This window comes from Flavobacterium rarum (SeqCode) (genome assembly GCF_965234445.1).
Taxonomy (GTDB): Bacteria; Bacteroidota; Bacteroidia; order Flavobacteriales; family Flavobacteriaceae; genus Flavobacterium; species Flavobacterium rarum.
Genome location: NZ_OZ248506.1, coordinates 95,857 through 122,094, shown reverse-complemented (window position 1 = coordinate 122,094; position 26,238 = coordinate 95,857). Strand labels below are relative to the sequence as shown.

23 protein-coding genes are annotated in these 26,238 nt (G+C 34.8%); 9 read left to right on the top strand and 14 right to left on the bottom strand.

Features of this window, described 5'->3' with window-relative positions:
• Positions 1-84: 84 nt before the first annotated feature.
• A complete protein-coding gene (rpmA, locus tag AC8GF4_RS17415; RefSeq protein ID WP_073367355.1) occupies positions 85-345 on the bottom strand; it encodes a 50S ribosomal protein L27 in 261 nt (86 codons plus the stop codon).
• Positions 346-367: 22 nt separating this feature from the next.
• Positions 368-796 carry a 50S ribosomal protein L21 gene (gene rplU, locus AC8GF4_RS17410; protein ID WP_506596527.1) on the bottom strand — a complete coding sequence of 143 codons (429 nt, stop codon included), beginning with the start codon at positions 794-796 and terminating at the stop codon, positions 368-370.
• A gap of 261 nt (positions 797-1,057) precedes the next feature.
• On the opposite strand from rplU, the gene AC8GF4_RS17405 reads away from it, so the two are divergent.
• Together AC8GF4_RS17405 and AC8GF4_RS17400 are read left to right on the top strand one after the other, a co-directional pair.
• On the top strand, positions 1,058-2,383 hold the full coding sequence (locus AC8GF4_RS17405) for a M16 family metallopeptidase (protein WP_506596525.1): 1,326 nt from the start codon (positions 1,058-1,060) through the stop codon (positions 2,381-2,383).
• 12 nt (positions 2,384-2,395) lie between these two features.
• Positions 2,396-4,444: a M16 family metallopeptidase gene (locus tag AC8GF4_RS17400; protein ID WP_506596524.1), complete on the top strand. Its 2,049-nt coding sequence runs from the start codon at positions 2,396-2,398 to the stop codon at positions 4,442-4,444.
• A 211-nt stretch (positions 4,445-4,655) separates the two neighbouring features.
• Here AC8GF4_RS17400 and AC8GF4_RS17395 read toward each other — a convergent pair whose 3' ends face one another.
• The gene (locus AC8GF4_RS17395; protein WP_506596522.1) at positions 4,656-5,519 is read right to left on the bottom strand and encodes a DMT family transporter; all 864 of its coding nucleotides are present in this window, start codon (positions 5,517-5,519) and stop codon (positions 4,656-4,658) included.
• A 107-nt stretch (positions 5,520-5,626) separates the two neighbouring features.
• Between AC8GF4_RS17395 and AC8GF4_RS17390 the strand changes: the two genes are divergently transcribed.
• Positions 5,627-6,007, top strand: a complete 381-nt coding sequence (locus tag AC8GF4_RS17390) for a heavy-metal-associated domain-containing protein (protein WP_506596520.1) — start codon at positions 5,627-5,629, stop codon at positions 6,005-6,007.
• 81 nt (positions 6,008-6,088) lie between these two features.
• Here AC8GF4_RS17390 and gldD read toward each other — a convergent pair whose 3' ends face one another.
• From gldD to mutY, 5 genes are all read right to left on the bottom strand, one after another.
• Positions 6,089-6,652 carry a gliding motility lipoprotein GldD gene (gene gldD / locus AC8GF4_RS17385; protein WP_506596518.1) on the bottom strand — a complete coding sequence of 188 codons (564 nt, stop codon included), beginning with the start codon at positions 6,650-6,652 and terminating at the stop codon, positions 6,089-6,091.
• Between the two features lie 7 nt (positions 6,653-6,659).
• Entirely contained in the window at positions 6,660-7,955 is a 1,296-nt protein-coding gene (locus AC8GF4_RS17380; RefSeq protein WP_506596516.1) for a gliding motility-associated protein GldE, read from the bottom strand.
• A 23-nt stretch (positions 7,956-7,978) separates the two neighbouring features.
• The gene (locus AC8GF4_RS17375) at positions 7,979-8,419 is read right to left on the bottom strand and encodes a single-stranded DNA-binding protein (RefSeq protein ID WP_506596514.1); all 441 of its coding nucleotides are present in this window, start codon (positions 8,417-8,419) and stop codon (positions 7,979-7,981) included.
• Between the two features lie 242 nt (positions 8,420-8,661).
• A complete protein-coding gene (locus AC8GF4_RS17370; RefSeq protein ID WP_506596512.1) occupies positions 8,662-9,831 on the bottom strand; it encodes a hypothetical protein in 1,170 nt (389 codons plus the stop codon).
• Positions 9,832-10,154: 323 nt separating this feature from the next.
• The gene (gene mutY, locus AC8GF4_RS17365) at positions 10,155-11,192 is read right to left on the bottom strand and encodes an A/G-specific adenine glycosylase (RefSeq protein WP_506596510.1); all 1,038 of its coding nucleotides are present in this window, start codon (positions 11,190-11,192) and stop codon (positions 10,155-10,157) included.
• A 133-nt stretch (positions 11,193-11,325) separates the two neighbouring features.
• Between mutY and AC8GF4_RS17360 the strand changes: the two genes are divergently transcribed.
• Together AC8GF4_RS17360 and AC8GF4_RS17355 are read left to right on the top strand one after the other, a co-directional pair.
• Positions 11,326-11,616 carry an HU family DNA-binding protein gene (locus tag AC8GF4_RS17360; protein ID WP_016989051.1) on the top strand — a complete coding sequence of 97 codons (291 nt, stop codon included), beginning with the start codon at positions 11,326-11,328 and terminating at the stop codon, positions 11,614-11,616.
• Positions 11,617-11,997: 381 nt separating this feature from the next.
• The gene (locus tag AC8GF4_RS17355) at positions 11,998-13,542 is read left to right on the top strand and encodes an Rne/Rng family ribonuclease (RefSeq protein WP_506596507.1); all 1,545 of its coding nucleotides are present in this window, start codon (positions 11,998-12,000) and stop codon (positions 13,540-13,542) included.
• 148 nt (positions 13,543-13,690) lie between these two features.
• Here the strand turns inward: AC8GF4_RS17355 and AC8GF4_RS17350 are convergent, their stop codons facing one another.
• Positions 13,691-14,134: a nucleoside deaminase gene (locus AC8GF4_RS17350; RefSeq protein ID WP_506596505.1), complete on the bottom strand. Its 444-nt coding sequence runs from the start codon at positions 14,132-14,134 to the stop codon at positions 13,691-13,693.
• Positions 14,135-14,193: 59 nt separating this feature from the next.
• On the opposite strand from AC8GF4_RS17350, the gene AC8GF4_RS17345 reads away from it, so the two are divergent.
• From AC8GF4_RS17345 to AC8GF4_RS17335, 3 genes are read left to right on the top strand one after another with little or no spacing between them, the layout of a single operon-like run.
• Positions 14,194-15,174 (top strand): energy transducer TonB, encoded by a 981-nt coding sequence (locus AC8GF4_RS17345; protein ID WP_506596503.1) that lies wholly within the window; start codon positions 14,194-14,196, stop codon positions 15,172-15,174.
• Positions 15,175-15,212: 38 nt separating this feature from the next.
• Positions 15,213-16,997, top strand: coding sequence for a 1-deoxy-D-xylulose-5-phosphate synthase (locus tag AC8GF4_RS17340; RefSeq protein ID WP_506596502.1), 1,785 nt, complete (start codon positions 15,213-15,215; stop codon positions 16,995-16,997).
• A gap of 39 nt (positions 16,998-17,036) precedes the next feature.
• Positions 17,037-18,044: a DUF3078 domain-containing protein gene (locus AC8GF4_RS17335; protein WP_506596500.1), complete on the top strand. Its 1,008-nt coding sequence runs from the start codon at positions 17,037-17,039 to the stop codon at positions 18,042-18,044.
• A gap of 71 nt (positions 18,045-18,115) precedes the next feature.
• Here AC8GF4_RS17335 and dgt read toward each other — a convergent pair whose 3' ends face one another.
• Both dgt and AC8GF4_RS17325 read right to left on the bottom strand, forming a co-directional pair.
• Complete coding sequence (dgt, locus tag AC8GF4_RS17330; protein WP_506596499.1) at positions 18,116-19,459, bottom strand: dGTP triphosphohydrolase; 1,344 nt, start codon at positions 19,457-19,459, stop codon at positions 18,116-18,118.
• Positions 19,460-19,593: 134 nt separating this feature from the next.
• Entirely contained in the window at positions 19,594-20,055 is a 462-nt protein-coding gene (locus AC8GF4_RS17325) for an Lrp/AsnC family transcriptional regulator (RefSeq protein WP_506596497.1), read from the bottom strand.
• Positions 20,056-20,211: 156 nt separating this feature from the next.
• Between AC8GF4_RS17325 and metE the strand changes: the two genes are divergently transcribed.
• Positions 20,212-22,536 carry a 5-methyltetrahydropteroyltriglutamate--homocysteine S-methyltransferase gene (gene metE, locus AC8GF4_RS17320; protein ID WP_506596496.1) on the top strand — a complete coding sequence of 775 codons (2,325 nt, stop codon included), beginning with the start codon at positions 20,212-20,214 and terminating at the stop codon, positions 22,534-22,536.
• 46 nt (positions 22,537-22,582) lie between these two features.
• Here the strand turns inward: metE and AC8GF4_RS17315 are convergent, their stop codons facing one another.
• From AC8GF4_RS17315 to AC8GF4_RS17305, 3 genes are all read right to left on the bottom strand, one after another.
• Positions 22,583-23,296 carry an AAA family ATPase gene (locus AC8GF4_RS17315; RefSeq protein WP_506596495.1) on the bottom strand — a complete coding sequence of 238 codons (714 nt, stop codon included), beginning with the start codon at positions 23,294-23,296 and terminating at the stop codon, positions 22,583-22,585.
• Positions 23,297-23,339: 43 nt separating this feature from the next.
• Positions 23,340-23,462, bottom strand: coding sequence for an addiction module protein (locus tag AC8GF4_RS17310; RefSeq protein ID WP_506596493.1), 123 nt, complete (start codon positions 23,460-23,462; stop codon positions 23,340-23,342).
• A gap of 216 nt (positions 23,463-23,678) precedes the next feature.
• Positions 23,679-26,060, bottom strand: a complete 2,382-nt coding sequence (locus AC8GF4_RS17305) for a ribonucleoside-diphosphate reductase subunit alpha (RefSeq protein ID WP_506596491.1) — start codon at positions 26,058-26,060, stop codon at positions 23,679-23,681.
• Positions 26,061-26,238: the final 178 nt, after the last annotated feature.

The window sequence follows — 26,238 nt, the reverse complement described above, 5'->3', positions numbered from 1 at the left end:
AAAACATTCTAATACAATAACAATTAGAAACAAAAAACCCGCTTCTCTCGAAACGGGTTTTGTAATAATAAACAATCTTTATGATTATGCTTCGAATGGAAGTATAGAAACATAAGATTTATTATCTCTTTTCTTTTGGAAGAAAACAACACCATCAACTCTTGCATGTAAAGTATGATCTTTACTTATGTAAACGTTTTCACCTGGATTATGTTTTGAACCTCTTTGTCTTACGATGATGTTACCAGCAATAGCAGCTTGACCACCAAATATCTTAACGCCTAAACGTTTTGATTCTGATTCTCTACCATTCTTCGAACTACCGACACCTTTCTTGTGAGCCATGACGTATTAGTTTATTTTGTTATTATTCTTGTGTATCTTCTTTTTTAGCTTTTGGAGCTTTTTTTACTTTAGGAGCTACTGCTTCTTCTGTAGTTGCTTCAACAGCTGCTTTTTTTGGAGCTGCTTTTTTAGCTGATCCACCTGTAGTAATACCTTCAATTACAATTTGAGTAAGATATTGTCTGTGACCGTTTCTCTTTTTGTAACCTTTTCTTCTTTTCTTTTTGAAAATGATTACTTTATCTCCTTTTAAGTGTTGTAACACTTTAGCTTCTACTGAAGCACCTTCTATAGCTGGGGCGCCTATTGTGATTGAACCGTTATCGTCAACTAAATAAACTTTGTCAAAAGAAACTTTTGAACCTTCTTCATTTGTTAAACGGTGAACGTAAACCTTTAGGTCTTTGCTAACTTTAAACTGTTGCCCTGCTATCTCTACGATTGCATACATACTGAATTGTTTTAATAATTTTTAAGGTTGCAAATATACAATTAAATATTTACCCTGCAATCCTTTAGTGAAAAAATATTTTAGGTGTTTTTAAGCGAATTATCAGAGCTTATTAAGACACAAACCATTTACCTATCAGCAAGTTATCGATAATGATGTGAAAAAGTAGAAAACACCTACTTTTAACATATAAAAAAAGTATTTTTGGCGTAACTAAAACCTATTAATAACTACTAATAGTAAATAAAATTATTAATCTTTATGAAAAAATCAATAATGATGTTAAGTGCTGCATTAATGCTAGGTGGAGTTGCTTCAGCTCAAAAAGTGGCTTTCGAAGAATACGATTTAGATAACGGATTACACGTTATTTTACACCACGATGCTTCTGCACCTGTTGTGATTACCTCAGTTATGTACCATGTAGGTGCAAAAGACGAAAATCCAAATCGAACTGGTTTTGCTCACTTTTTTGAGCACTTACTGTTCGAAGGAACTCAAAATATCAAAAGAGGTGAATGGTTTAAAATTGTAACTTCGAATGGAGGAACCAACAATGCCAACACCACAGACGATAGAACTTATTATTACGAAATTTTCCCTTCCAACAATTTAGAATTAGGACTTTGGATGGAATCCGAAAGATTAATGCACCCAATTATTAATAAAATTGGAGTGGACACTCAAAACGAAGTAGTAAAAGAAGAAAAAAGAACGAGTTATGATAACCGTCCATACGGAAACATACTTTCGGCTGTAAAAGAAAATATGTTCAAAAACCATCCGTATCGTTGGACAACCATTGGTTCTATGAAAGATTTGGACGCTGCAACGCTAGAAGAATTTCAAGCTTTCAACAAAAAATTCTACTTGCCAAACAATGCAGTTTTGGTAGTTGCAGGTGATTTTGAAAAAAAACAAGCCAAAGAATGGGTTCAAAAATATTTTGGTCCAATTGCAAAAGGCGAAGTGGTTGCCAAGAAAACGTTCTTGGAAGAACCTATCACCCAAACTATCAAAGCAACTTTTGAAGATCCAAACATTCAAATTCCAATGTTGGTGGCCAGTTACAGAACTCCTTCTATGAAAAGCAGAGATGCTCGAGTATTAGATTTAATTTCTTCCTACCTAAGCGACGGAAAAAGCTCTAAATTATACAAAAAAGTAGTAGACGAAAAAAAGATGGCATTGCAAATTGGCGCAGTAGGTTTTAGTCAAGAAGATTATGGTATGTATATATTGTATGGTTTACCAATGGGCACTTTTACAACGACAGATATTCTAAAAGAAATTGACGAAGAGATTGTAAAAATCCAAACCGATTTGATTTCTGAAAACGACTATCAAAAACTACAAAACAAGTTTGACAACAATTTTGTTAACAGTAATGCAGGAATAGAAGGTATTGCAAACAATTTAGCAACTTACTATTTACTATATAAAGATGTAAATTTAATCAATACCGAAATCGAACTGTATCATTCTATTACTCGTGAAGAAATAAGAGAAGTAGCCAAAAAATATCTAAACCCAAACCAACGTTTACTTTTAGATTATATACCAGCCAAAGCTAAACCTGTTAATTAAGAAACTGATATCATGAAAAAAACAAATATACTATTCATCCTTTTATTCATAACAGGAATTATGCAAGCACAAGATCGCACGCAACCCAAACCCGGAAAATCGCCAACCATAAATATAAAAAAACCACAAACCTTTGTTTTGGCCAACGGTATGAAAGTGTTGGTTGTCGAAAACCATAAACTTCCAAGGGCATCTTTTAACCTTACTTTAGACAATGCCCCATTTGCTGAAGGAAACAAAAAAGGAGTAGATGAATTAACAAGCAGTTTAATTGGTAACGGCAGCAAAAAAACAGCCAAAGCTGCTTTCAATGAAGAGATTGACTTTCTAGGAGCCGACATCAGCTTCAGTTCACATGGAGCAACTGCCAATTCGCTTTCCAAATACAGCGGAAGAGTTATGGAACTAATGGCAGAAGGCGCATTGAATCCAAAATTTACCCAAGAAGAATTTGACAAAGAAAAAGCCAAATTAATCGAAGGAATGAAATCGGAAGAGAAAAGTGTTCCCGCAATTGCCAATCGTGTGGTTGATGCTTTAGCTTATGGAAAAAACCATCCTTCAGGTGAATTTATGACCGAAGCAACCTTAAACAATGTAACCCTTACAGATGTTGAAGCCAACTACAAATCATACTTCGTTCCAGAAAATGCTTATTTAATCATTATAGGAGACGTAAAATACAATAATGTAAAAGTAGCTGTAGAAAAACTGTTTGGTGCTTGGGAGAAAAAAAGCACACCAAAAACAGCTTACGAGACACCTTCAAATGTACCAAATCTACAAATCAATTTAGTTGATGTGCCCAATGCGGTTCAGTCTGAAATCACTTTAATAAATACGGTAAATTTAAAAATGGGCGATCCTGATTTCTTTCCAGCTGTAATTGCCAATCAAATTCTTGGAGGCGATTTCAACAGCTATTTGAATATGAATCTACGCGAAAAACACGCTTGGACGTATGGCGCAAGATCCAATGTAGGAGCAGGAAAATACACTTCAAAATTCTATGCCAAATCTGCCGTTAGAAATGCTGTTACCGATAGCGCTGTTGTAGAATTTGTAAAAGAAATCAAAAGAATTCGTACCGAAAAAGTAACAGACGAAGTTTTAGCAACCGTAAAAGCAGGTTATATTGGACGTTTTGTTATGCAAGTAGAAAAGCCACAAACCGTAGCTAGATATGCATTAAACATAGAAACCGAAGGGCTTCCAGCAGATTTTTACGAAAAATACATTCAAACCATTAATGCAGTAACAGCTGACGATGTATTGCGTGTGGCCAACAAATATTTCCTTATTGACAACATTCGAATTGTAATTGCTGGAAAAGGATCTGAGATTGCAGCAGGACTGGAAAAACTAAAAATTCCAATGTTCTATTTTGATAAATACGGAACGCCTCTTGAAAAACCAGTTTTGAAAAAAGAGATTCCTGTTGGAGTTACAGCCAAAACAGTTTTTGAAAATTATATCAAAGCCATTGGAGGCGAAATAGCAGTTGCATCCGTAAAATCGATTGCTATGGTTGGATCGACAACTATTCCGCAAGCACCAGCACCTTTAACCTATACTTCAAAAATGGATTCCAAAGGAAATTCATTAGTCGAAATCGCTATGGGACCAATGAGCATGATGAAACAAGTTACCAACCAAAAAGGAGCATATGCAATGCAACAAGGGCAACGCAAAGATTTTGAAGGAGCCGAATTGGCCGAATTAAAAGCATCTGCAACTCCCTTTGAAGAGGTTATTTTAATCAAAAACCCATCATTGACCATAGATAGAATCGAAACCATCAATGGAAACGACGCTTTTGCTATCAAAAACGGGAAAAGCACTTATTTCTACGACACCAAAACAGGTTTAAAATTAGCAGAGTCCAAAACCGTAGAACAAGGTGGTCAAACCATGACAGTAACTACCAATTTTGGAGATTACAAAGAAGTAAAAACTGTAAAAGTACCATTTAATATTATTCAAAATGTAGGTATAGAATTGGATATAAAAATATCCGAAATCACTATCAATGAAGGAGTAAACGATACCGATTTTCAATAATCGAAATCACGTTTTAATTACTAAAGACTGTCTTAATCGGCAGTCTTTTTTTTGTGAAATAATTGGGGTGTGCCACCATTAAGCAAAGGGGGCAACTTATTATACCGCTTATTCGCCCTCTTTGCTTAATGCTGTCGGGCTATTGCCGTTACTTCGGTAACTTGGCGCTATCCCTCACACGGCTTTACGGTATTCAAGACCAATTTTTAAACTATTTCTTAGCAGACAAATAAACGCCAATTAAAATCACAAAAGCACCGATACCCTGAACAGGAGTTAACATTTCATGATCCAACATCCCCCAAAAGAAAGCAACTACTGGAATTAAATACGTTACCGATGTTGCAAAAACAGGTGATGAAATTTGAATCAGCTTAAAGAAAATAATATTGGCAATACCGGTTCCAACCACACCAAGTACAAGAATAAACAATAAAGAATGTTGTACTTTTTCAACCTGAACTACATTAAAAAAATCAGTGAAAAACAAAATTCCCAAAGCTGGAAAAAGCAATATCAAAAAATTTCCTGTTGTGATACTCAAAGGTGTCAAATCCGACAGATATTTTTTAAGCAAATTGACATTTAGAGCATAACACAAAGACGCAACAATCACCAAAATGGAGTAATAATAATTTTGTTCCGGATGATGAACCGCCCCATTAAAAACCAAAAGCAAACTACCCAAAAGCCCAATAAAAACACCCCAAATCTGACTTCTTCTAAAAGTGATTCCAAAAAAAACAGCCCCCAATATCAAAGTACTCAATGGTGTCAATGAATTAAGAATTGCCGTAATTGAACTATCAATTTGCGTTTCGGCAATGGCAAACAAATAAGCAGGAACAAATGTCCCAAATATCGAAGTTAAAGCAATGTATTTCCATTGATGTCTTGGAATTTTAAGCAAACTCTTAAATCCGATAAGAAGCAAAAAAAGGGCTGCAAAAATAATGCGTAAAGAACCCAACTGAAAAGCAGTTAATCCCACTAATCCTTTTTTGATTAATATAAATGAACTTCCCCAAATTAAAGAAAGAACCAACAAATAAACCCACTTCAATTGCTTTATCATCGCATACTGTATTTTAGTGCAAAAATGTAATAATTTTAGGAATTACAGATTGTTTTTTTATTAATTTTGCATTCTATTAAAAAAATAATATTTATAATCGCACCATAATGAAATTCACAAAATCAATAGCAATTATTGCGCTTTCTGTTTTACTTTTTACAAGTTGTAAAGACAATAAAGCTGAAGAAAGCAGCAAAACTGCATCATCAGAAACTGCTGCTCCAAAAGTTAAAAAAGAGATTGCCGCAGCTAATTTGCAAACAGCAAGTTTCAAAATAGAAGGAATGACATGCGCCATTGGATGTGCCAAAACTATTCAAGAAGAATTAACTGCACTAGACGGAGTGCAAACTGCCAAAGTAGATTTTGACAATAAACTAGCCACTGTAACTTTTGACAAAACCATTCAAAATCCAGAAAGCTTAAGCAAAGTTGTTCAAGCTACTGGAGACGGAAAAACATACAAGGTTTCAGATATGAAGTCGTAAACCGACTAATTTTCTATAAAAAAAAGCATTCGTCGATGGCGAATGCTTTTTTTATTTCAAACAGAAAAATGGAACTAAATTTTACTTCCACTTCAAGGTTTCCATTAACCGTTGCATATCATTTTTGATATAACTTGCTGCTGGCATAATGGAATCAAAATTTGGTTTTGCATAAAAATAAACCGAACCTGTTACAAAATGCTTAACACTATCTGTGGCATAAAATTGGGAATTGGTAGCCGCATTTCCATCTACTTGATAAAACATACCATATACTTTTTTATCAGGGTTTAAAAAAGGCTGTTCCAATATATCATCCGCTTTGATAACGTGCTCATAAGTCAATTTTTGAGCGTCTTTGAGTAATTTGTTGATATTATTATTTACTGGTTTATAAGTAAGGTAGATAGTCGCTTTCATTTTGGGATACGTAATCGAAAATCCGCAATCTTTATCTTCCTTGATAATTGCTTTTGAATTCATTTCGAAATCAAAAGGACATTTACTTTTATACCCAACATATTCTGCCTCTGGGTAATCCAAGCGCAAATAACTTGCAGGTTTAGGCAATACATCATTCTTACATCCAAAAACTAGAAATAAGAAGGTGAAAAATATAAATATAAATAATGTTTTTTTAAGCATCTTGTAATTATTCAATCGTTAATTTAATTTGTTTAATCCTTTTCTGGTCTACAGATTCGATGATAAACGTACAGTTTTCAAAAACTATTTTGTGCCCTTTTTTGGGAAAATCACCCAAAATTTCAAGAATAAATCCAGCCAAAGTTTCAGCTTCCCCTTTTTGATATTCAAATAAATCTTCATCAACATCAATGATTCTGTAGAAATCTTTGAGATTTATTTTGCCTTCAAAAATATAATTTTTATCGTCAATTTTTGAATAATTTAAAGGCTCATCATCAAATTCATCACTAATATCTCCAACGATTTCTTCGATTACATCTTCTAAAGATACCAATCCTGATGTTCCTCCATATTCATCTACAACAATAGCCAAATGACTTTTCATATTTTGAAAGTCTTTGAGAAGGTTGTCAAGTTTCTTATTTTCTGGTACAAAAAACGGAACGCGAATCAAAGTCTTCCAGTCAAAAGCTATGTCATTGATAAAGGGCAATAAATCTTTTACAAACAAAACACCTTCTATTTGGTCTATATTGTCCCGATATACAGGTATTCGAGAAAATCCTTTTTCAATTATTTTGGGGTAAATCTCTTCAAATGTTTCTGTGATTTCCAAAGCAAACACATCAATTCTAGGACTCATCACCTGTCTGGTATCGGTATTTCCAAACGATACAATTCCCTCTAATATTTTTTGTTCTTCGGTCGAAGTTTCGTCTGTATCTGTCAGTCCAAGAGCTTGTGATAATTGGTCTACGGAGAAATTTGTTTTTTGCTTGCCTAATTTATTTTGCAAAAACAAAGTTGCAGCCCTCATAGGCAAGCTTACCGGAGACAATATTTTGTCTAATCCTGAAATAGGATAGGCTATCAATTTGGCAAACTTCACATTGTTTCTACTGGCGTACACTTTTGGCAAAACTTCTCCAAAAAGCAATAACAAAAAAGTAACCAAAATAACTTCAAGACTAAATTTTAATACAGGAGTCGTTATGGCAGAAAATAAATCATTTCCAACAAATGAAAACAAAATTACAACACCAATATTAATGAAATTATTAGCAACTAGTAAAGTGCCTAGAAGTTTTTTGGGTTTTTTAATAAGCTGAGAAATGATTGTCCCTTTTGAAACATTGTCTTGTATGGTTTCATCAATTTCTTTTTGAGATAATGAAAAAAGTGCTACTTCGGCACCTGACACTATTGCCGAACAAAAAAGTAATATGACTATTCCAACAAAACCAAAGACTAAATCAGTGTCTATAAGGTAGGTAATCTGTAAACTGGGCTCTGGGTCCAAATTATAATAAATTAGTTAGACAATTAAAACGGCAAATCATTGATTGGCAAGTCTTTATTTTGAGGGTCAAAGTTAGTGTTTTTTGTGGATTCAACACTATTTGCAGTTTTATTGCTTTCTGTTTCTTTTTTGGTGGTCAAAAAAGTAAACTCTGTAACTTGAATTTCCATTGTATGCTTGGTAGAACCATCTTCGGCTTGCCATTGTCTGGATTTGATACGCCCTTCTACATAAATCTTATCACCTTTCGAGAGGTATTTTTCGCAAATTTCGGCAGCTTTGTTGCGTACAACCAAATTGTGCCACTCGGTAGAAGTAATTTTTTCGTTGGTCGTTTTATTAACATAAACCTCATTAGTAGCCAATTGAAATCTCCCGATGCAGTTTCCTCCATCAAAATAATGCATTTTGACATCATCGCCCAGATAACCTATTAGCATCACTTTATTTAATGTTCCATTCATAATTTGGTGGTATTTCTACCAAAGGTACATTATTTTTTGAAAACTGATTTCAGTCTAAAATACTCTTTTCTATGCAAACGCATCTATTTAAAAATAACCGCAGATTCGCTGATTTATTTTTAGAAAAGCCAAATAGCACAATTTATATGAACTAATTTGCGCTAATTCTACTAAAAGCCATGTTTTATTTTGAAATTTGCGAATCTGCGGTGAAAAATTCATGCGTGTCCCTAGTACTCTATTTATTTACCACTCTTTTTAATCAAATTCCAAACGTTTTCATTAAAATTGGATTTGTTGATTCCCGTTAATTTTTCTAATACTTTGAAATAATTCTCATTTCCTTTCTCATATTTGCCACAACTTAGCAATTCTTTTACCGCGGAAAAACCTTTTTCTTTTTCGATTTTTTCAACGATTAATGCATTGATTAAATAACTCACAATTAAATGTTTTTCTTTGCTTTCGCCAAAATTATAAAACCCATCATACAGACTCAACCAATCAGATTTGGGATTGGAAGCTACTTTGTCTTTGAAGGTTTTCAAGATTTGCGACCAACTTATTCCCCAACTTCCTCCGTAAAGGTAAGCACAGCCTTCGTCAACTGGCTTGTTTATGCTATTTGGCGCAATGGCATTTCTTGCTCTTTCGTGCCATAAATCGTGCGGGTCAAAACCATTGAAATTGGTATTGTATGTTCCATTGACCAATAAAGCAGTATTGTTTTCATTGGCATTAATTGTACCAACAGACCTTCCATTATATTCTAATTTGTACAGAACGCCAATATTTTGCATGACTTCTGGCATATCATTACAACCATACCAAACAATATTACCCTGAGGCGCGTCTAGTTTTTTATCAAAAAAAGCGATGTCTTTTACATAGTCTGAAGCAACTTTAGTATTCAATTCTTTTTTATAATGAAAAGTGGTATTTCCTATTTTTTTGGTTTGCCAAGAAAGGGTGTTGCGTTGCAATGGAGACAAAAAATAAAACTTATCATCCTTGTATTTGGCAAGAATTTCAAAGCTAGCGGTCAAAATCGGGGTATTTTCACTTACTCCTATGTAAGAAAACTGAATTATAAAATTGCTTAAGTCAATTTGAACCACATTGGTCAAATAGCCTTTGTAAAAATTATTGTCTTTGAATTTCCCGCTTTTTTCGATTCCTTTCATTTCGTCCAAAAGAATTGAAGTTTCCAATAGATCTTCTCTTAAAACAAAAGTATTTTCTTTGTTGGAGTTTTCTTTTTGGCTCAAAAAACCATTTAAAGATTTCACCAATTGTTTGGCAACCAAAGAGTCTTTTGGCAAAACTACATTTGTTGGTATAATAAATGAATTGGTTTGCGCAAAAGATAGCAAACCAAGATTCAGGCTTAATAGAAGGACGAGTTTTTTCAAAGCGAATTTTTTAGGTTCGAAAGATAGAAATATCCTACTTAGGAATCAAAAGAGTTTAGTTTATTTTTAACATTGCTGAACTGCACTGAAACAACCAAAAATAGAATTTGAAACTTATAAGAAAATTAAGTTCATATAAGTATAAAGCGATTTGAAAATAAAGCGCGTTACAAACACAAAATCTCTCGTTTTCTGATTTTGGGTGAGGGATAGCGCTAAGTTACCGAAGTAACAGCAATAGCCCGACGCTGTAAAACAATGGGGCCGAATGAGCAGTTCTACAAATTGGCCCCACTGTTTTATAGGGTCACCCCCAACTCATTTTACAATTCCTTTTCCATAAAATTATGAATTACGATTGGAAACGGAAATGTTTTGGCGGTTTCAAGGTCAATTCCATTTTCGATTGTTTCCTTTAGCCTCACTTTCCAAAACTTTATATGCAAGTGCTGATGCGAAAGTTTATGAATGATACTTTCTACATTATATTCCAACAAACTCAAAATTTCATTATCCTGAAAAAAGTGTTGCTGAATTTGTTGTGCTACTATGTCAAAATCTTCGACTTTTTCAGTTTCTATTAATGGGAATTCATATAGATTATGCCAGATTCCTTTTGCGGTTCGTTTCTGTACGATGGTGTAACCTAAATTGTCTTCGGCTACAATATAATTAAAGTAACGGTTTCGGACTTTGGTTTTCTTGGATTTTACAGGCAATTGGTCGACTTTCTTTTTTTGTAGCGCAGCACAACTGTTGTTAAAAACACAAACAGAACAATTGGGATTTTTGGGAACACATTGCAACGCGCCAAACTCCATTATGGCTTGATTGAACTGGGCAGGGTTGTCTTTAGGCATCAGCTCAAAAGCTAAGGCAGCGTATTCTTTTTTGGCTGAAGCTTGCGCAATATCGGTTTCTACATCAAAATAGCGCGAAAGTACTCGGAACACATTACCATCAACCACAGGAACGCATTCATTATACGAGAAAGAAGCAATTGCGGCGGCGGTGTATTCTCCAATTCCTTTCAATTTGAGCAATTCGTTGTAATTGTTAGGAAAAACCCCTCCCATTTCGTAAGCAACAGTTTGAGCTGTTTTGTGCAAATTTCTGGCACGGGAATAATATCCTAGTCCTTGCCATAGTTTTAAGACTTTTTCTTCATTGGCGTTTGCTAAATCAAAAACGGTCGGAAAGGCGGTCATAAAAGACAAAAAATAAGGGGTTCCTTGAGCAACTCTTGTTTGTTGCAACATAATTTCGGAGAGCCAAATTGGGTAAGGATCAGTTGTTTTTCGCCAAGGTAAATCGCGTTTTTTTTGTAAGTACCACTTAACTAGTGTGTTAGAAAATTTCATTGTTAAATATTTGAAAACAAAAGTAATTGTTTATGTAATTAAAATTTAACGAATTAGGTTGATTTATTGTTTTTTAAATTCATATATTTGCAAACTCAAAAAAATTATTACAACATAATAAAAAGGAAAGAAAATGACGAAAGCAGATATCGTAGCAAAAATTTCAGAAAAATTAGGTCTTGAAAAAGGGGATGTGCAAGCAACCGTAGAAACTTTTATGAACGAAGTGAAAAATTCACTTGAAACTGGTGACAACGTTTATTTAAGAGGTTTTGGAAGTTTTATCGTTAAAACAAGAGCTGAGAAAACAGGAAGAAATATCTCGAAAAATACCACAATTAAAATTCCTGCTCACAACATACCAGCTTTTAAACCAGCGAAAGTATTTGTAGAAGGAGTAAAGATTAACAACGAAGCAAAATAACACTATTAATTAATCATAAAATCTATAAGATATGCCAAGTGGTAAAAAAAGAAAGAGACATAAGGTAGCGACGCACAAACGTAAAAAAAGAGCGAGAGCTAACCGTCACAAAAAGAAAAAGTAGTTTTAAACTACTTTTTTCTTTTTTAAGTTCATTGAAATCGAAAAAAGATGTTAGAGAAAAGAAAATAGAACATAGACGCAGAAAGTCTATTCTCTTTTCTCTATCAATCTTCTTTTCCCCGGGTACAATACCTGTTAAATTATTGTTTAATCCATCTGTGTTGCAGGTTATGAGTTAGACGTTAGAAGTTAAATGTTCTAGAACGTTTAACATTTAACACTTAACCCTTAACTTAAAATGCGGATAAAAATTTACAAATGAATAAAGAATTAATCATTCGATCTAGTTCTGATTTCGTAGATTTTGCCTTATTAAAAGATGGAAAACTAATTGAATTACACAAAGAAGAAGAGAAAAGCAACTTTCAAGTTGGTGATATATTTATTGCCAAAATAAGAAAACCTGTTGCTGGACTTAATGCTGCTTTTGTAAATGTTGGCTACGAAAAAGATGCCTTTTTACATTATCACGATTTAGGTCCTAACTTAGCTTCTCAATTGAAATTCATAAAACTTGTAAGCGCAGGTAAAATAAAAGATTTCTCCCTTAAAACCTTTCAGTTTGAAAAAGAAATAGATAAAGATGGTACTATTACAGATGTAATAAGTGCCAATCAATCTGTTTTGGTACAAGTTGTCAAAGAACCAATATCTACCAAAGGACCAAGAATAAGCGCTGAGCTTTCTCTAGCCGGAAGATTTATTGTTTTGGTTCCGTTTTCTGACCGCGTTTCTATTTCACAAAAAATAGAAGACAAAAAAGAAAAGGAACGCTTGAAACGTCTTGTACAATCAGTTAAACCAAAAGGATTCGGTGTTATTGTTCGCACAGTAGCCGAAGGCAAAAGTACAGTAGAATTAGAAAAAGATTTGCAGAACCTGCTAAGCAGATGGAATGCAATGTGTAAAAAATTACCAACTGCTCATCATCCGTCCAAGGTATTAGGAGAGCTTAATAGAGCTTCTTCAATATTAAGAGATGTATTTAATGATACCTTCAGCGGTATTCAGATTGATGATGAAGAGTTGTACAACCAAACAAAGGATTACCTGCAAGAAATTGCACCATCCAAACAATCAATTGTAAAGTTTTATCAATCAAACGATACACCTATTTTTGAGAAATACAATATAGAGAGACAAATCAAAACTTCATTTGGAAAAACAGTTTCCATGAGTAAAGGGGCTTATCTTATAATAGAACACACAGAAGCTCTACACGTAATTGACGTGAACAGCGGAAACCGTTCTAACAAAGCTACCAACCAAGAGGATACAGCCATGGAAGTCAATATGATTGCAGCTGCCGAAATAGCAAGACAATTGCGTCTTCGCGATATGGGCGGAATCATAGTCGTAGATTTTATCGACATGTCTAATCCCGAAAATCGTAAAGTTTTGTTCGACTTCTTAAGAGAAGAAATGAGCGACGATAAAGCAAAACACAAGATCTTACCACCGAGTAAATTTGGGCTAGTCCAAATTACCAGACAACGCGTAAGACCAGAAGTGAATATAAAAACAAGAGAAGAAGATCCAAACAATGAAAATGGCGAAATTGAAGCGCCAATTTTAATCATTGATAGAATAGCTTCCGATCTAGAAAGAGTTTTAAAAACCCACAACAAAGTAGTACTTAATGTACACCCGTTTGTGGCTGCTTACCTCAGTAAAGGGTTTCCATCATTGCGATCAAAATGGTTTTTTGAGCACAAAAAATGGGTTAAAATCATACCACGTGACGCTTACACGTATTTGGAATATCATTTCTTTGACAAAAAAGGTAATGTTATTAAAGAATAAATTAGAAACCGCCTTTCGTGAGATTGGCGGTTTTTTTGTGACTTTTATTTTAGGAGCTAATCCAGCTATTCGTTGCAATCTTATATGCCGAACACCGGCACATAAGGATTTTCACTACAATCTGGGCTAGGGGTTTACGTTTTCAAGACTATTTCCTTCTCTCAGCAAAAAACCGTTTCATCAATTCCGAAGCTTCATTGGCCATAACACCACGAACGACAACAGTTTTGGGATGCAATTGGGTTCCCATTTTTACAAAGCCACGATGATCATCACTAGCGCCGTACACAACTTTAGTAATCTGGCTCCAATACAAAGCGCCCGCACACATCTGACAAGGCTCCAGCGTAACGTAAAGCGTGCAACCTATTAAATATTTCCCACCAAGAAAATTGGCAGCCGCGGTAATAGCTTGCATTTCGGCGTGGGCGGTAACATCATTAAGCAACTCAGTCAAATTATGGGATCGGGCAATGACGGTGTCATTAACCACTATAACGGCTCCTACAGGTATTTCGCCTTTATCAAAAGCCATTTCAGCTTCCTGCAAAGCTTTTTTCATAAAATACTCGTCTGTGAAAATGTTTTCCATATAACAAAAGTACGATTTTGAAGTAATTTTCGTTAGTTTTATACTCAGAAATGCATTATATGGAAAGAAAATATAAAATCACGATTCCCGAACCTTGTCAAGAAGATTGGAATAAAATGACTCCCAATGACAATGGTCGTTTTTGCGAAAGCTGTACCAAAAACGTAGTTGATTTTACTAATACGCTTCCTGTTGATATTCAATACTATTTTCAACAGCATAGCAACATTTGCGGACGATTTAAAAATTACCAATTGGATTCATTGACTATTCAAATTCCTAATCGAGTTTTATATTCACAAACAAACTATCACAAAATATTTTTATTGGCTTTGTTTATAGCAATGGGAACTACTTTATTTAGTTGTGCCGATAAAAACGGAAGCAAACAAAAGATTGATAAAATTGAAATAGTAAACAAACCTAAGCTGGAAACTCATAGAATTATGATTGGAGAAGCCAAATACGATGCATATGATACTTTAAATATTCCACCTCCTCCTCCAACAAAAATCGACCAAGTAAAATTTGTCAAACCTCAACCACAAACAAAAAAAAATTCTTTTAAAAAAACGCCTCAAAACAAAGACATAATCATTAATGAAACTGCAAGTAATAATAATGATGAAGACGGTACAATAATTTGTCATTTCCGTGGAATTAGTGGATATCCAGAATACATTGGAGGAATAGCTTCTTTTAAAAAGTACATCAAAGAAAATTACCGATTTTCAGAAAAATCAAAAAACACAAAAGGCATTCTAACAGCTTCTTTTTTAATAGAAAAAGATGGCGTATTAGATTCCATAAGCGTTACAAAAGACCTAGGATTTGACACAAAAGAAGAACTTATTAGAGTATTAAGCAATACTAAAAAATGGTTTCCTGGTGAAGAAAATGGAAAAAGAAGAAATTGTAAATTTGAAATATCCATTACAATCAAATCAGATACTACAAAAAAATCGTTCTTTAGAACCAAAATTATTCCTAAAATTGACACTTTAGAGATTAAACGAATTACCAAATACGAAAATGATTAATTTAAACATAAAACCGTAAATTCGCTTTTTAAACGATAATGAAAAGCAACTTACTCGAACACATTTATTCCCCGATTGATTTACGCCAGCTTGACGAAGCGCAACTTCCGCAATTGGCACAAGAATTACGTGATTTTATCATCAATATTGTTGCCACCAAAGAAGGGCATCTTGGCGCCAGTCTTGGAGTAGTGGATCTTACGATTGCTTTGCATTATGTCTTCAATACACCAGATGATTTATTGGTTTGGGATGTGGGACATCAAGCCTACGGACATAAAATTTTGACCGAAAGGAGAACTGTTTTTCATACCAATCGACAATTGGGAGGTATTTCTGGTTTTCCAAAAAGAAGCGAAAGCATTTATGATACTTTTGGTGTAGGACACTCCTCTACTTCTATTTCGGCTGCGCTTGGAATGGCAATTGCGTCCAATTTAAAAGGCGATTTCGAAAAACAGCACATTGCCGTAATTGGCGATGCATCAATTGCTTCAGGAATGGCATTTGAAGGTTTGAATCACGCTGGAGTAACGGATGCTAATTTGTTGGTGATTCTCAACGATAATGCCATCGGAATTGATCCGAGTGTAGGCGCGCTCAAAAAATATCTTACTTCCGTAAAAGAAGGAAAAAACCCGAGACAGAACAATATGATTCGGTCACTGAATTTCGATTATTCGGGACCAATTGATGGCAATGATATTTTTGCAGTTGTAAAAGAATTAAAGCGTTTGCATAAAATAAAAGGCCCTAAGTTTCTCCACCTAATTACAACCAAAGGTAAAGGATTGCTACAAGCAGAAGAAGATCAGGTAAAATATCATGCCCCAGGAAAATTTGACGCCATTACTGGTGAAATCACGCCAAAGTTTGAAGAAAATTTACCGCCAAAATACCAAGATGTTTTTGGTTTAACCCTTTTGGATTTGGCCAAAAAAAACGAAAAGATAGTTGGAATCACTCCGGCAATGCCCTCAGGAAGTTCGTTGAAATTTATGATGGATGCTTTTCCTAAACGTGCTTTTGACGTTGGTATTGCAGAGCAGCATGCCGTAACCTTGGCCGCTGGAATGGCGACACAAGGAATGGTTGTGTATTGCAATATTTATTCTACTTTTTTGCAACGTGCTTATGACCAAGTGATACATGATGTAGCTTTGCAAAATTTGCCCGTGGTTTTTTGTTTGGATCGAGCCGGATTGGTTGGTGAAGATGGAGCTACTCATCATGGAGTTTTTGATTTGGCGTATTTGCGTTGCATTCCGAATATGATTGTTTACGCACCATTGAATGAAATTGAATTGCAAAACATTTTATATACTGCCCAATTGGGCCTTGATCATCCAATTGCCATTAGATACCCTCGTGGAAGAGCAGAAATTAAAGATTGGGCAAAATCATATTTTGGAACCTATACTAAAATTGAGATTGGCAAAGCAAAACAACTTAAAACCGGCACAAAAGTAGCTGTACTGTCTGCAGGTACAATTGGAAATAATGTCGCTATGGCAATTGCAAGAATTCAAAATCCAGAACATATAGCCCATTATGACTTTGCTTTCATCAAACCATTGGATGAAAACGAATTACACACTATTTTTACTAGATTCGAAAATATAATAACAATAGAAGATGGAGCTGTCAAAGGAGGTTTTGGAAGCGCCATACTTGAATTTGCATCGACTCAGCATTATAATAACACTAAAATAAAAACTTTAGGAATTCCAGATGAGTTTATTGAGCAGGGTTCTGTTTATGAATTACAACAATATTGCAAAATTTCCGTTGATTGTTTAGAAATAATTTTCTCAAGTTATTGAAATTAATTATTTTGCATCCTAAAAATACCACAACCTACTATGCCTTTTTTAACCAAAACTTTTCTTTTTTTAATATTATTTTCAGTTAGTAGTTTCGCTCAAGTAAAAATAATTACAAGCTTAACAGACACAACTTCTATAAAAAAGAACGACCAACTCATCACTACTATAATAACCACTAAGCCAGATACCATTTCAAATTGGACAAACAAAAATATTTTAGGAATAGACATTTCTGAGATTGCTTTTGTCAACTGGAGTGCCGGGGGAACTAGCGCTATAACGGGCTTAATTCACGGGCAATTAAAAAGAGATTTCAAAGACGAGAATCAAGTTTGGTCGAATGAACTTATCTTTAGGTATGGGCTAAACAAACAACAAGGAGTAGAACTCAGAAAAACTGATGATGTTTTAAGAATCAATTCAACTTATGGATACCGAAAAGACACTTTGTCAAATTGGTACCATTCGGCAAAATTTAACTTCAACACCCAATTTTCAAATGGATATAATTATCCAAATACCGAAAATCCAATATCAAAACCTTTTGCACCTGCTTATACCTTTTTAGGTATTGGTTCAGAGTACATTTATAAACCTGAAAAATTCAATTTGTATTTGTCTCCATTAACTTTGAAAAGCACTTTGGTTCTGGATCAAAATCTAGCCAACACAGGTGCTTATGGTGTGAGGAAAGCAGAATATGATACACTCGGAAATTTGATTACTAAAGGAAAACGATCGAAAACAGAACTGGGTATTCTTGTCAATTCTTATATCGAACGAGAAATTTTCACCAACATTACACTTAAAAATCGGCTCATTTTATTTACAGATTATGTTCATAATTTTGGCAACATTGATGTTGATTGGTCATTTTTGGCCGATTTAAAAGTCAATCAATATGTAAAAGCGAATGTTGGTTTAAATTTAATTTATGATGAAGATATAGATGTCTTTAAAGAAGTAAATGGTGTTAAAACCAATGAAGGTGCCAAAGTACAATTAAAACAAGTGTTGGGAATTGGACTTGAATATACTTTTTAAGCAAAAAAAAGAGCCTAAAAAACACCCCTAAAAAGTTTCTACTTTTAGGGGCATTTGCTTTTCTTATTTATTTAACTTTTTACAGCTGTTATTGTCTTATAAAACAATAAAGCATTCCCATCTGTAAGCATAGAAACAAAATGACAAATATGAAGCAGTCTTTCGTAAAGGTTTTCTTTTTCTAAATGATGCTTCTCAGGCAACATTTTCAGAATAAGACTGTCATAATTTGACATTTTTCCCTCAAATTTATTATTAAAAGCAGTGATGAATTTATCCAATAACGTTTGTATAATTTGATAACCTACAATTTCCTTTTCTACCACTTCGCGGCTTTGATAAATATTTTTAACACTAATTTTTATAATATCGTCCATTTGGGCTTTGTACTTACTTTTATCCGTTAAGGCAAAAGGAAATTTTCCTTTCAAAATTACCTCTTCGTTTTCGACAAAAACTTTAACAGCATCATTGATTAAACTACCGATAGCCAGTGCGCGTAAATAACTAATTCTATCTTCTTTGGTTTCTAAAGTTTTGTATTTTGAAGTATCAATGCTATCTTTCACCAATTTGATTAAATATTCTAAAGCAAAATCTTCGGATACTAAACCTAAATTGATTCCATCTTCAAAATCAATTATGGTGTAACAAATGTCATCGGCAGCTTCTACTAAATAAGCCAACGGATGTCTTTCATATCCAATATCGCTTCCAGTTTTATTGGCAATCATTCCCATATCTGAAGCTACTTCCTGAAAGAAAGTTTTATCAGTTTGAAAAAAACCATATTTCTTGTCGGCTATATTTAGTGTTGGCTTTTTGGGTAAACTCTCTTTAGGGTATTTCATAAAAGCACCCAAAGTGGCATAGGAAAGTCTGATACCGCCTTCGACACCTGGCCTTGAACTGTTTAAAACAGAAAATCCATTTGCATTTCCTTCAAAATCAACTAAATCTTGCCATTCTTTTGCAACCAATTGCTCTTTGTATTTCAACCCTTCTCCTATTGAGAAATATTCCCCAATAGCTTTTTCACCAGAGTGCCCAAAAGGAGGATTCCCAATATCGTGTGCCAAAGATGCGGCGGCTACAATCGCTCCAAAATCATTCATTTGATAACCGTGAACTTCCTTCAAATAAGGATATTTCTCCAATATTTTTTTTCCAACCAATCTTCCCAAAGAACGACCAACAACCGAAACTTCCAAACTGTGTGTCAAACGAGTGTGCACAAAATCGGTTTTGGAAAGCGGAATCACTTGTGTTTTGTCCTGCAAACTTCTAAAAGCGGAGGAGAATATAATTCGGTCATAATCGACTTCAAAGCCCAAACGGGTTTCGTCTTGCTCGATTCGTAATCTTTTGCCTGTATCTCCTTGTCGTTTTAATGATAGTAATTGTTCCCAGTTCATTGTAGTTCCTGATTGTAGATTAACGAATTATGATTTTAGATTTAAAAGAACCAAAAATACATTTTATTTTTATGATTACCCTCAGTTAATAAATATCTCGTAAATTCATTATTTTATAAAATAATTTTGATTCATCAAATAGCCAATGCAGTACTATGCTTGATTTCACCCATAACAAAAACACTTTGGGTATTACCGATATTCTCAATTGTAGAAAGTTTGTTCATCACAAAATCCTGATAACTCGGCATGTCTTCGACTAAGATTTTCAACATAAAATCATAATCTCCTGCAATGTTGTAGCATTCAATGATTTCCGGAAGTGCAACAATGTCTTTCACAAAATTGCTTCCCACATTTTTGGCGTGTTCTTTGAGACGTACATTACAAAAAACCGTCATCCCCAGATTCAATTTTTTCTTGTCCAATAAAGCTACATATTTCATTATGTAACCATCGCGTTCCAATCGTTTGATACGCTCATAAACGGGAGTCACCGTAAGGAATAATTTACTGGCCAGCTCTTTTGTGTTGATATTGGAGTTCTCCTGCAGGTGTTTCAAGATTTGCAAATCAATAGTATCAATATTTTCCATAGTTTTTTTTACTGTTAGAATTCAATTATAAAATTATATTCAGAACAAATTACTGAAAAAATAAAACAATACACATCATTTCACTTAATTAAATCACTAATCTAAGTTTAATTCACCAATACAATAACTTTGTGCAGTAATAAATACTGAAACAAAATGAAATCAAACAATTTAGGTTACCCACGAATTGGTAGCAACAGAGAATTAAAAAAAGCCAACGAATTATACTGGGCAAACAAAATAACGGCTGAAGATTTATTAGCCGTAGCTTCTACCATTAGAAAACAAAATTGGCAATTGCAAGCCGACAAAGGCATTGATTTAATTCCGTCTAATGACTTTTCACTATACGACCAAGTATTGGATTTGACTCTAACATTTGGTGCCGTTCCAGAGCGTTATCAAGAATTTGCTCGGACAAACAATTCACTGGATTTGTATTTTGCTATGGCAAGAGGAGCACAAAAAGAAGGGCAAGATGTTGTAGCCATGGAAATGACCAAATGGTTTGACACCAACTACCATTATATTGTACCCGAATTTACAAAAAATCAAAAATTCGAATTGTTTTCGACCAAAATAGTCGCTGAATTTATTGAAGCCAAAAAACTAGGAATCATTACAAAACCAGTACTTATTGGACCAGTTTCTTATTTATTACTCGGAAAAGAAAAAGAAGAAGGTTTTCATAGAATTGACCTTATCGATAAATTATTACCTGTTTATTTTGACATTCTTACTGCTTTAGAAAAAGAAGGTGCGGAATGGATTCAGCTTGACGAACCTTTCTTGGCGTTGAACTTGACAGACAGAGAACAGAAAGCCATTACCCACGTTTACAATGAAATCAACAAAAAATTCCCTTCTTTAAAAATAATTTTAGCCAATTATTTTGACTGTTTTGGAGAAAATCTAGATACTATTTTGGCTTTGCCCGTACACACTTTACATCTTGATTTGGTACGTTGTTCCTCACAATTGGATGATATTTTAGAGTCTAAACTTTTATCCAAAGACACGTCGCTTTCGCTTGGGGTTGTTGACGGAAGGAATATTTGGAAAAATGACTTCAAAAAATCATTAGACCTTATCAAAAAAGCAACTGCTGCTCTGGGCAAAGACAGAATTATGATTGCTCCGTCTTGTTCGCTTATTCACAGTCCATGCGATTTGGATTTAGAAACCAATGACAATACTTTGACTCCCGAGATCAAGCAATGGTTGGCTTTTGCAAAACAAAAAATTGAAGAGGTAACACTTTTAAAATCTTTTGCTTTGAACGAAACAGAAGCTGAAACTTCTTTACGCTTCATTGAAAATACGGTTGCCAATGAAAACCGTAAAACATCCAAACTTATACACAATCCTGCTGTAAAAACCCGTGTCTCCTCCATCACTGCAAATGATTCTAAAAGACAGAATACGTTTGCCGTAAGAAGAAAAAAGCAAATAGATGTGTTGAATCTTCCTTTGTTTCCAACGACAACCATTGGATCGTTTCCACAAACCACCGAAGTAAGAAGTTGGAGAGCCAAATTCAAAAAAGGGGAATTGAGTCAAGAACAATACAATGATTTACTTCAAAAAGAAACCGAAGAAACGATTCGTTTTCAAGAAGAATCGGGAATCGACGTTTTGGTTCACGGAGAATTTGAACGCAACGATATGGTGGAATATTTCGGCGAACAATTGGACGGATTTACGTTCACCAAAAACGGCTGGGTTCAAAGTTATGGTAGCCGTTGCGTGAAACCTCCTGTGATTTATGGTGATGTTTCTCGCCCAAATCCAATGACGGTAAAATGGGCCAAATTTGCGCAATCGCTTACCCCAAAATGGGTAAAAGGAATGTTAACAGGCCCTGTAACTATCTTGCAATGGTCCTTTGTGCGTAACGACCAACCACGTTCTGAAACCTGTACCCAGATTGCATTAGCGATTCGTGACGAAGTAATCGACTTGGAAAAAGCAGGAATCAAAATCATCCAAATTGACGAACCTGCCATTCGTGAAGGATTGCCGTTGCGCAAAGAAGAATGGGCAAGCTACCTTGATTGGGCGATAAAAGCGTTTCGAATTTCGGCCAGTGGTGTAAAAGACGATACTCAAATTCACACGCACATGTGCTACAGCGAGTTCAACGATATTATTCAAAATATTGCCGATATGGATGCCGATGTAATCACGATAGAATGTTCGCGTTCACAAATGGAATTATTGGATGTTTTTGCTGATTTTAAATACCCAAACGAGATTGGACCCGGAGTTTATGACATTCACTCGCCACGCGTACCTTCCCGCACCGAAATGTTGAAATTATTAGAAAAAGCTTCGGCAGTTATTCCTGTTGATCAACTTTGGGTTAATCCTGATTGCGGTTTAAAAACAAGGCATTGGGAGGAAACCAAAAAAGCTTTAATAGAAATGGTTGCTGCCGCAAAAGAAATGCGGGTTGCTGTTGAGAATATAACTTCCATTTAATACTGATAGTTCAAAACTAAAAAACCCTAGTAGATTCAATAATTTACTAGGGTTTTTCTCTTTGCTTATCAATTTCTGCTTGAATGATATTATTTTTCACTTCTTTGATTAAATGATTTTTCGCTTCCGCAAAAGTAATAGCATAAATACGAGTCAATTTCTGAAATTCTACAGGATATTTTGCGAGCAACTTAGAATAATAGCTATCCAAAACTTCGTTGGAAGGAGCTGTAAATTCCAATTGCATTTCAAAACGGCGCACTAAGGCTTCGTCTATCATTTGTATTTGATTGGTGGCAGCGATTAATACCGATCGATTGGGGAAATTATCTATCAATTGAATAATCGAGTTGACAACCCGTTTCATCTCAGTACTGTCTTTGTTGTCGTAATCCCGAATCTGGCCTAAGGAATCAAATTCATCGAAGAATAAAACCGAACTTTCGTATTGCACTTCTTTAAACAATCCTTCAATATTCTTGGAAGTTTCACCCAATTTGGAAGAAACAATTCTAGAGAGATTGACAATGATAAGTTTTTTGTCGAGTTTACGGGCAATTGCTTTGGCGGTCATAGTTTTGCCACAGCCAGTTTTACCGTGCAACAGTATTTTATTAATTACAGGGAGCTCGTATTGCTCCAAAACTTCTTTGAATTGGTATTCCTTCAAAAACTGATTGATTTGCGCGGAAACAGCTTCGTTGAACACCACATCTTCAAGATGAACAATACTTCGGTTTGTAAAATATAATAAACTCAAGGGGATTGGATTTTAAATAATGATTCTTTTAGAAAATGGTTTTTTACTTCTGAATAGACTTTAAATGACTTTTCACCTCTTCCCAAGTGTACAACTTGGTTTTTCCATCTTCTAAATTTTTTATTCTAATATCTAATTCTTTCTTTACATCTTTAGGAATCTTCATAGTCGTTATATTAGAATTGAATACCACAAATTTAAACATATTTACTCATGAAAACGTCAATACCTAGCCCCGATTGAAGTGGAAATCCTTTTTATCTCGTCTTTTGGGACGAGATAAAAAGATTGCAACGGAAAGCGGGATTAGCTCCTAAAAAAAAACAGCCATCATTACGACAGCTGCTTATCTTTATTCTTTTCTCTATATTCTATTTTCTAACTAAGACCCACACATTTCACAATCTTCTGGACCTGCAGCTTGTGCTTTTAGCAACATCGCCTTGAAATCCTCAACATCTATAGCTTCTGTTACCGGAAGTTCTTCTTGCTTTTTGTCGTTGTTTAAGGTAAACTTGATTGCATCAACAGCTGCTTTGGTTCTCAAGTAATACATTCCAGTTTTCAAACCAGATTGCCATGCGTAGAAGTGCATTGAAGTCAGTTTTGAATAATTGGCATCTTGCATAAACAAGTTCAATGACTGTGATTGATCTACAAAATACCCTCTTTGACGGGACATGTCGATGATGTCTTTCATGGACATTTCCCAAACAGTTTTGTACAATTCTTTTAAGTCTTGCGGAATCACATCGATATTTTGAACCGATCCATTGTGGCGCATGATTTCTTGTTTCAAGTTGTCATTCCACAACCCTAGTCTCACTAAATCGTGCAATAAATGTTTGTTTACCACGATAAATTCACCAGACAACACACGTCTTGTATAAATATTAGAAGTATACGGTTCGAATGCTTCGTTGTTACCCAAAATTTGAGAAGTCGAAGCCGTTGGCATTGGAGCAACCAATAATGAGTTACGCACTCCATTTTTCACCACTTCTTTTCTAAGTGAGGCCCAGTCCCATCTTCCTGATAATTCTTCGTCTTTCATTCCCCACAAATTGTGTTGGAATTCTCCGTTTGACATTGGAGAACCTTTGAAAGTAGAATAAGGTCCTTCTTCAATTGCCATTTCCATCGAAGCGGTACAGGCAGCAAAGTAAAGGGTTTCGAATATTTCTTGGTTTAATGTTTTGGCTTCATCACATGTAAAAGGCAAACGCAACATAATGAATGCATCTGCTAGTCCTTGTACTCCAAGTCCAATTGGTCTGTGACGCATGTTGGAGTTTTCGGCTTCTTTTACAGGATAGTAGTTTCTGTCGATTACTTTATTCAGGTTACGAGTAACGCGTTTGGTTACATCAAAAAGCAATTGGTGATTGAATTTTCCGTTTTCAACGAACATTGGCAACGAAATAGAAGCCAAATTACAAACCGCCACCTCATCTGCAGAAGTGTATTCCATAATCTCTGTACACAAATTCGAAGAACGAATCGTACCAAGATTTTTTTGATTTGATTTTCTGTTCGCTGCATCTTTGTACAACATATAAGGAGTTCCAGTCTCAATTTGAGATTCTAAGATTTTCTCCCACAATTCACGTGCTTTGATGGTTTTTCGACCTTTTCCTCTAGTTTCATAATCAATGTACATTGCTTCAAATTCATCGCCATATACATCATACAAACCTGGACATTCGTTAGGACACATCAAAGTCCAAGTAGTATCTTCTTGAACGCGTTTCATGAACAAATCGGAAGTCCACATCGCAAAGAATAAATCTCTAGCACGCATTTCTTCTTTTCCAGTATTCTTTTTTAGATCCAAGAAATCAAAGATATCGGCATGCCAAGTTTCAATATAAATAGCAAAACTTCCTTTGCGTTTTCCACCACCTTGATCTACATAACGAGCCGTGTCATTAAACACTCTCAACATCGGAACAATTCCGTTTGAAGTACCGTTTGTACCTCGAATGTAAGAACCTGTAGCACGAACGTTATGTATAGAAAGCCCAACTCCACCAGCTGATTGAGAGATTTTCGCGGTTTGTTTCAACGTATCATAAATTCCATCAATACTATCATCCTGCATGGCCAAAAGGAAACAAGATGACATTTGTGGTTTTGGAGTACCTGCATTGAACAATGTTGGTGTAGCATGCGTAAAGAACTTTTTAGACATTAAGTCATAAGTCTCCATCACCGATTTTAAATCGTCTAAATGTATACCAACAGAAACACGCATCAACATGTGTTGCGGACGCTCTACGATTTTTCCGTTTATTTTCAACAAGTAGGAACGTTCTAGGGTTTTAAAACCAAAATAATCGTAATTGAAATCTCTATTGTATATAATGTGTGAATCCAAGAATTCTGCGTTTTCCATTATCACTTTATGAACCTCTTCTGCCAATAATGGTGATTCCTGATTGGTTCTTGGGTTGATATAATGAAACATTTCATTCATCGTTTCCGAGAATGATTTCTTGGTATTTGAATGTAAATTTGATATTGCAATACGCGCAGCCAATTGCGCATAATCGGGATGAGCAATCGTCATTGAAGCTGCAGTTTCGGCAGCAAGATTGTCCAATTCTGATGTAGACACGCCATCGTACAATCCTTCAATAACACGCATCGCCACTTTTACAGGATCAACCAATTCGTTCAAGCCGTAACATAATTTTTTTATTCTATCTGTAATTTTGTCAAACATTACAGGTTCTTTGTGGCCGTCTCTTTTTACTACATACATACTTTTACGAATTTTTTTTAATTAATGAATTGCGATTTACGAATAGTAGGAATTCATAATTCATTTTTTACTCCTTGTCAATCCATAAACCATTTCGATATTTTGTTTCATCGCATATAATGAAATGAAACAAAACGCCGTCATTTAACCTGAAACAAATCCAGATTTGAATTAACTT

Excerpts from the sequence above, each read along its gene's own strand:
- rpmA (WP_073367355.1), bottom strand. The coding sequence starts at position 345 with ATGGCTCACAAGAAAGGTGTCGGTAGTTCGAAGAATGGTAGAGAATCA.
- rplU (WP_506596527.1), bottom strand. The coding sequence starts at position 796 with ATGTATGCAATCGTAGAGATAGCAGGGCAACAGTTTAAAGTTAGCAAA.
- AC8GF4_RS17405 (WP_506596525.1), top strand. The coding sequence starts at position 1,058 with ATGAAAAAATCAATAATGATGTTAAGTGCTGCATTAATGCTAGGTGGA.
- AC8GF4_RS17400 (WP_506596524.1), top strand. The coding sequence starts at position 2,396 with ATGAAAAAAACAAATATACTATTCATCCTTTTATTCATAACAGGAATT.
- AC8GF4_RS17395 (WP_506596522.1), bottom strand. The coding sequence starts at position 5,519 with ATGATAAAGCAATTGAAGTGGGTTTATTTGTTGGTTCTTTCTTTAATT.
- AC8GF4_RS17390 (WP_506596520.1), top strand. The coding sequence starts at position 5,627 with ATGAAATTCACAAAATCAATAGCAATTATTGCGCTTTCTGTTTTACTT.
- gldD (WP_506596518.1), bottom strand. The coding sequence starts at position 6,652 with ATGCTTAAAAAAACATTATTTATATTTATATTTTTCACCTTCTTATTT.
- AC8GF4_RS17375 (WP_506596514.1), bottom strand. The coding sequence starts at position 8,419 with ATGAATGGAACATTAAATAAAGTGATGCTAATAGGTTATCTGGGCGAT.
- mutY (WP_506596510.1), bottom strand. The coding sequence starts at position 11,192 with ATGAAATTTTCTAACACACTAGTTAAGTGGTACTTACAAAAAAAACGC.
- AC8GF4_RS17360 (WP_016989051.1), top strand. The coding sequence starts at position 11,326 with ATGACGAAAGCAGATATCGTAGCAAAAATTTCAGAAAAATTAGGTCTT.
- AC8GF4_RS17355 (WP_506596507.1), top strand. The coding sequence starts at position 11,998 with ATGAATAAAGAATTAATCATTCGATCTAGTTCTGATTTCGTAGATTTT.
- AC8GF4_RS17350 (WP_506596505.1), bottom strand. The coding sequence starts at position 14,134 with ATGGAAAACATTTTCACAGACGAGTATTTTATGAAAAAAGCTTTGCAG.
- AC8GF4_RS17345 (WP_506596503.1), top strand. The coding sequence starts at position 14,194 with ATGGAAAGAAAATATAAAATCACGATTCCCGAACCTTGTCAAGAAGAT.
- AC8GF4_RS17340 (WP_506596502.1), top strand. The coding sequence starts at position 15,213 with ATGAAAAGCAACTTACTCGAACACATTTATTCCCCGATTGATTTACGC.
- AC8GF4_RS17335 (WP_506596500.1), top strand. The coding sequence starts at position 17,037 with ATGCCTTTTTTAACCAAAACTTTTCTTTTTTTAATATTATTTTCAGTT.
- dgt (WP_506596499.1), bottom strand. The coding sequence starts at position 19,459 with ATGAACTGGGAACAATTACTATCATTAAAACGACAAGGAGATACAGGC.
- AC8GF4_RS17325 (WP_506596497.1), bottom strand. The coding sequence starts at position 20,055 with ATGGAAAATATTGATACTATTGATTTGCAAATCTTGAAACACCTGCAG.
- metE (WP_506596496.1), top strand. The coding sequence starts at position 20,212 with ATGAAATCAAACAATTTAGGTTACCCACGAATTGGTAGCAACAGAGAA.
- AC8GF4_RS17310 (WP_506596493.1), bottom strand. The coding sequence starts at position 23,462 with ATGAAGATTCCTAAAGATGTAAAGAAAGAATTAGATATTAGAATAAAA.
- AC8GF4_RS17305 (WP_506596491.1), bottom strand. The coding sequence starts at position 26,060 with ATGTATGTAGTAAAAAGAGACGGCCACAAAGAACCTGTAATGTTTGAC.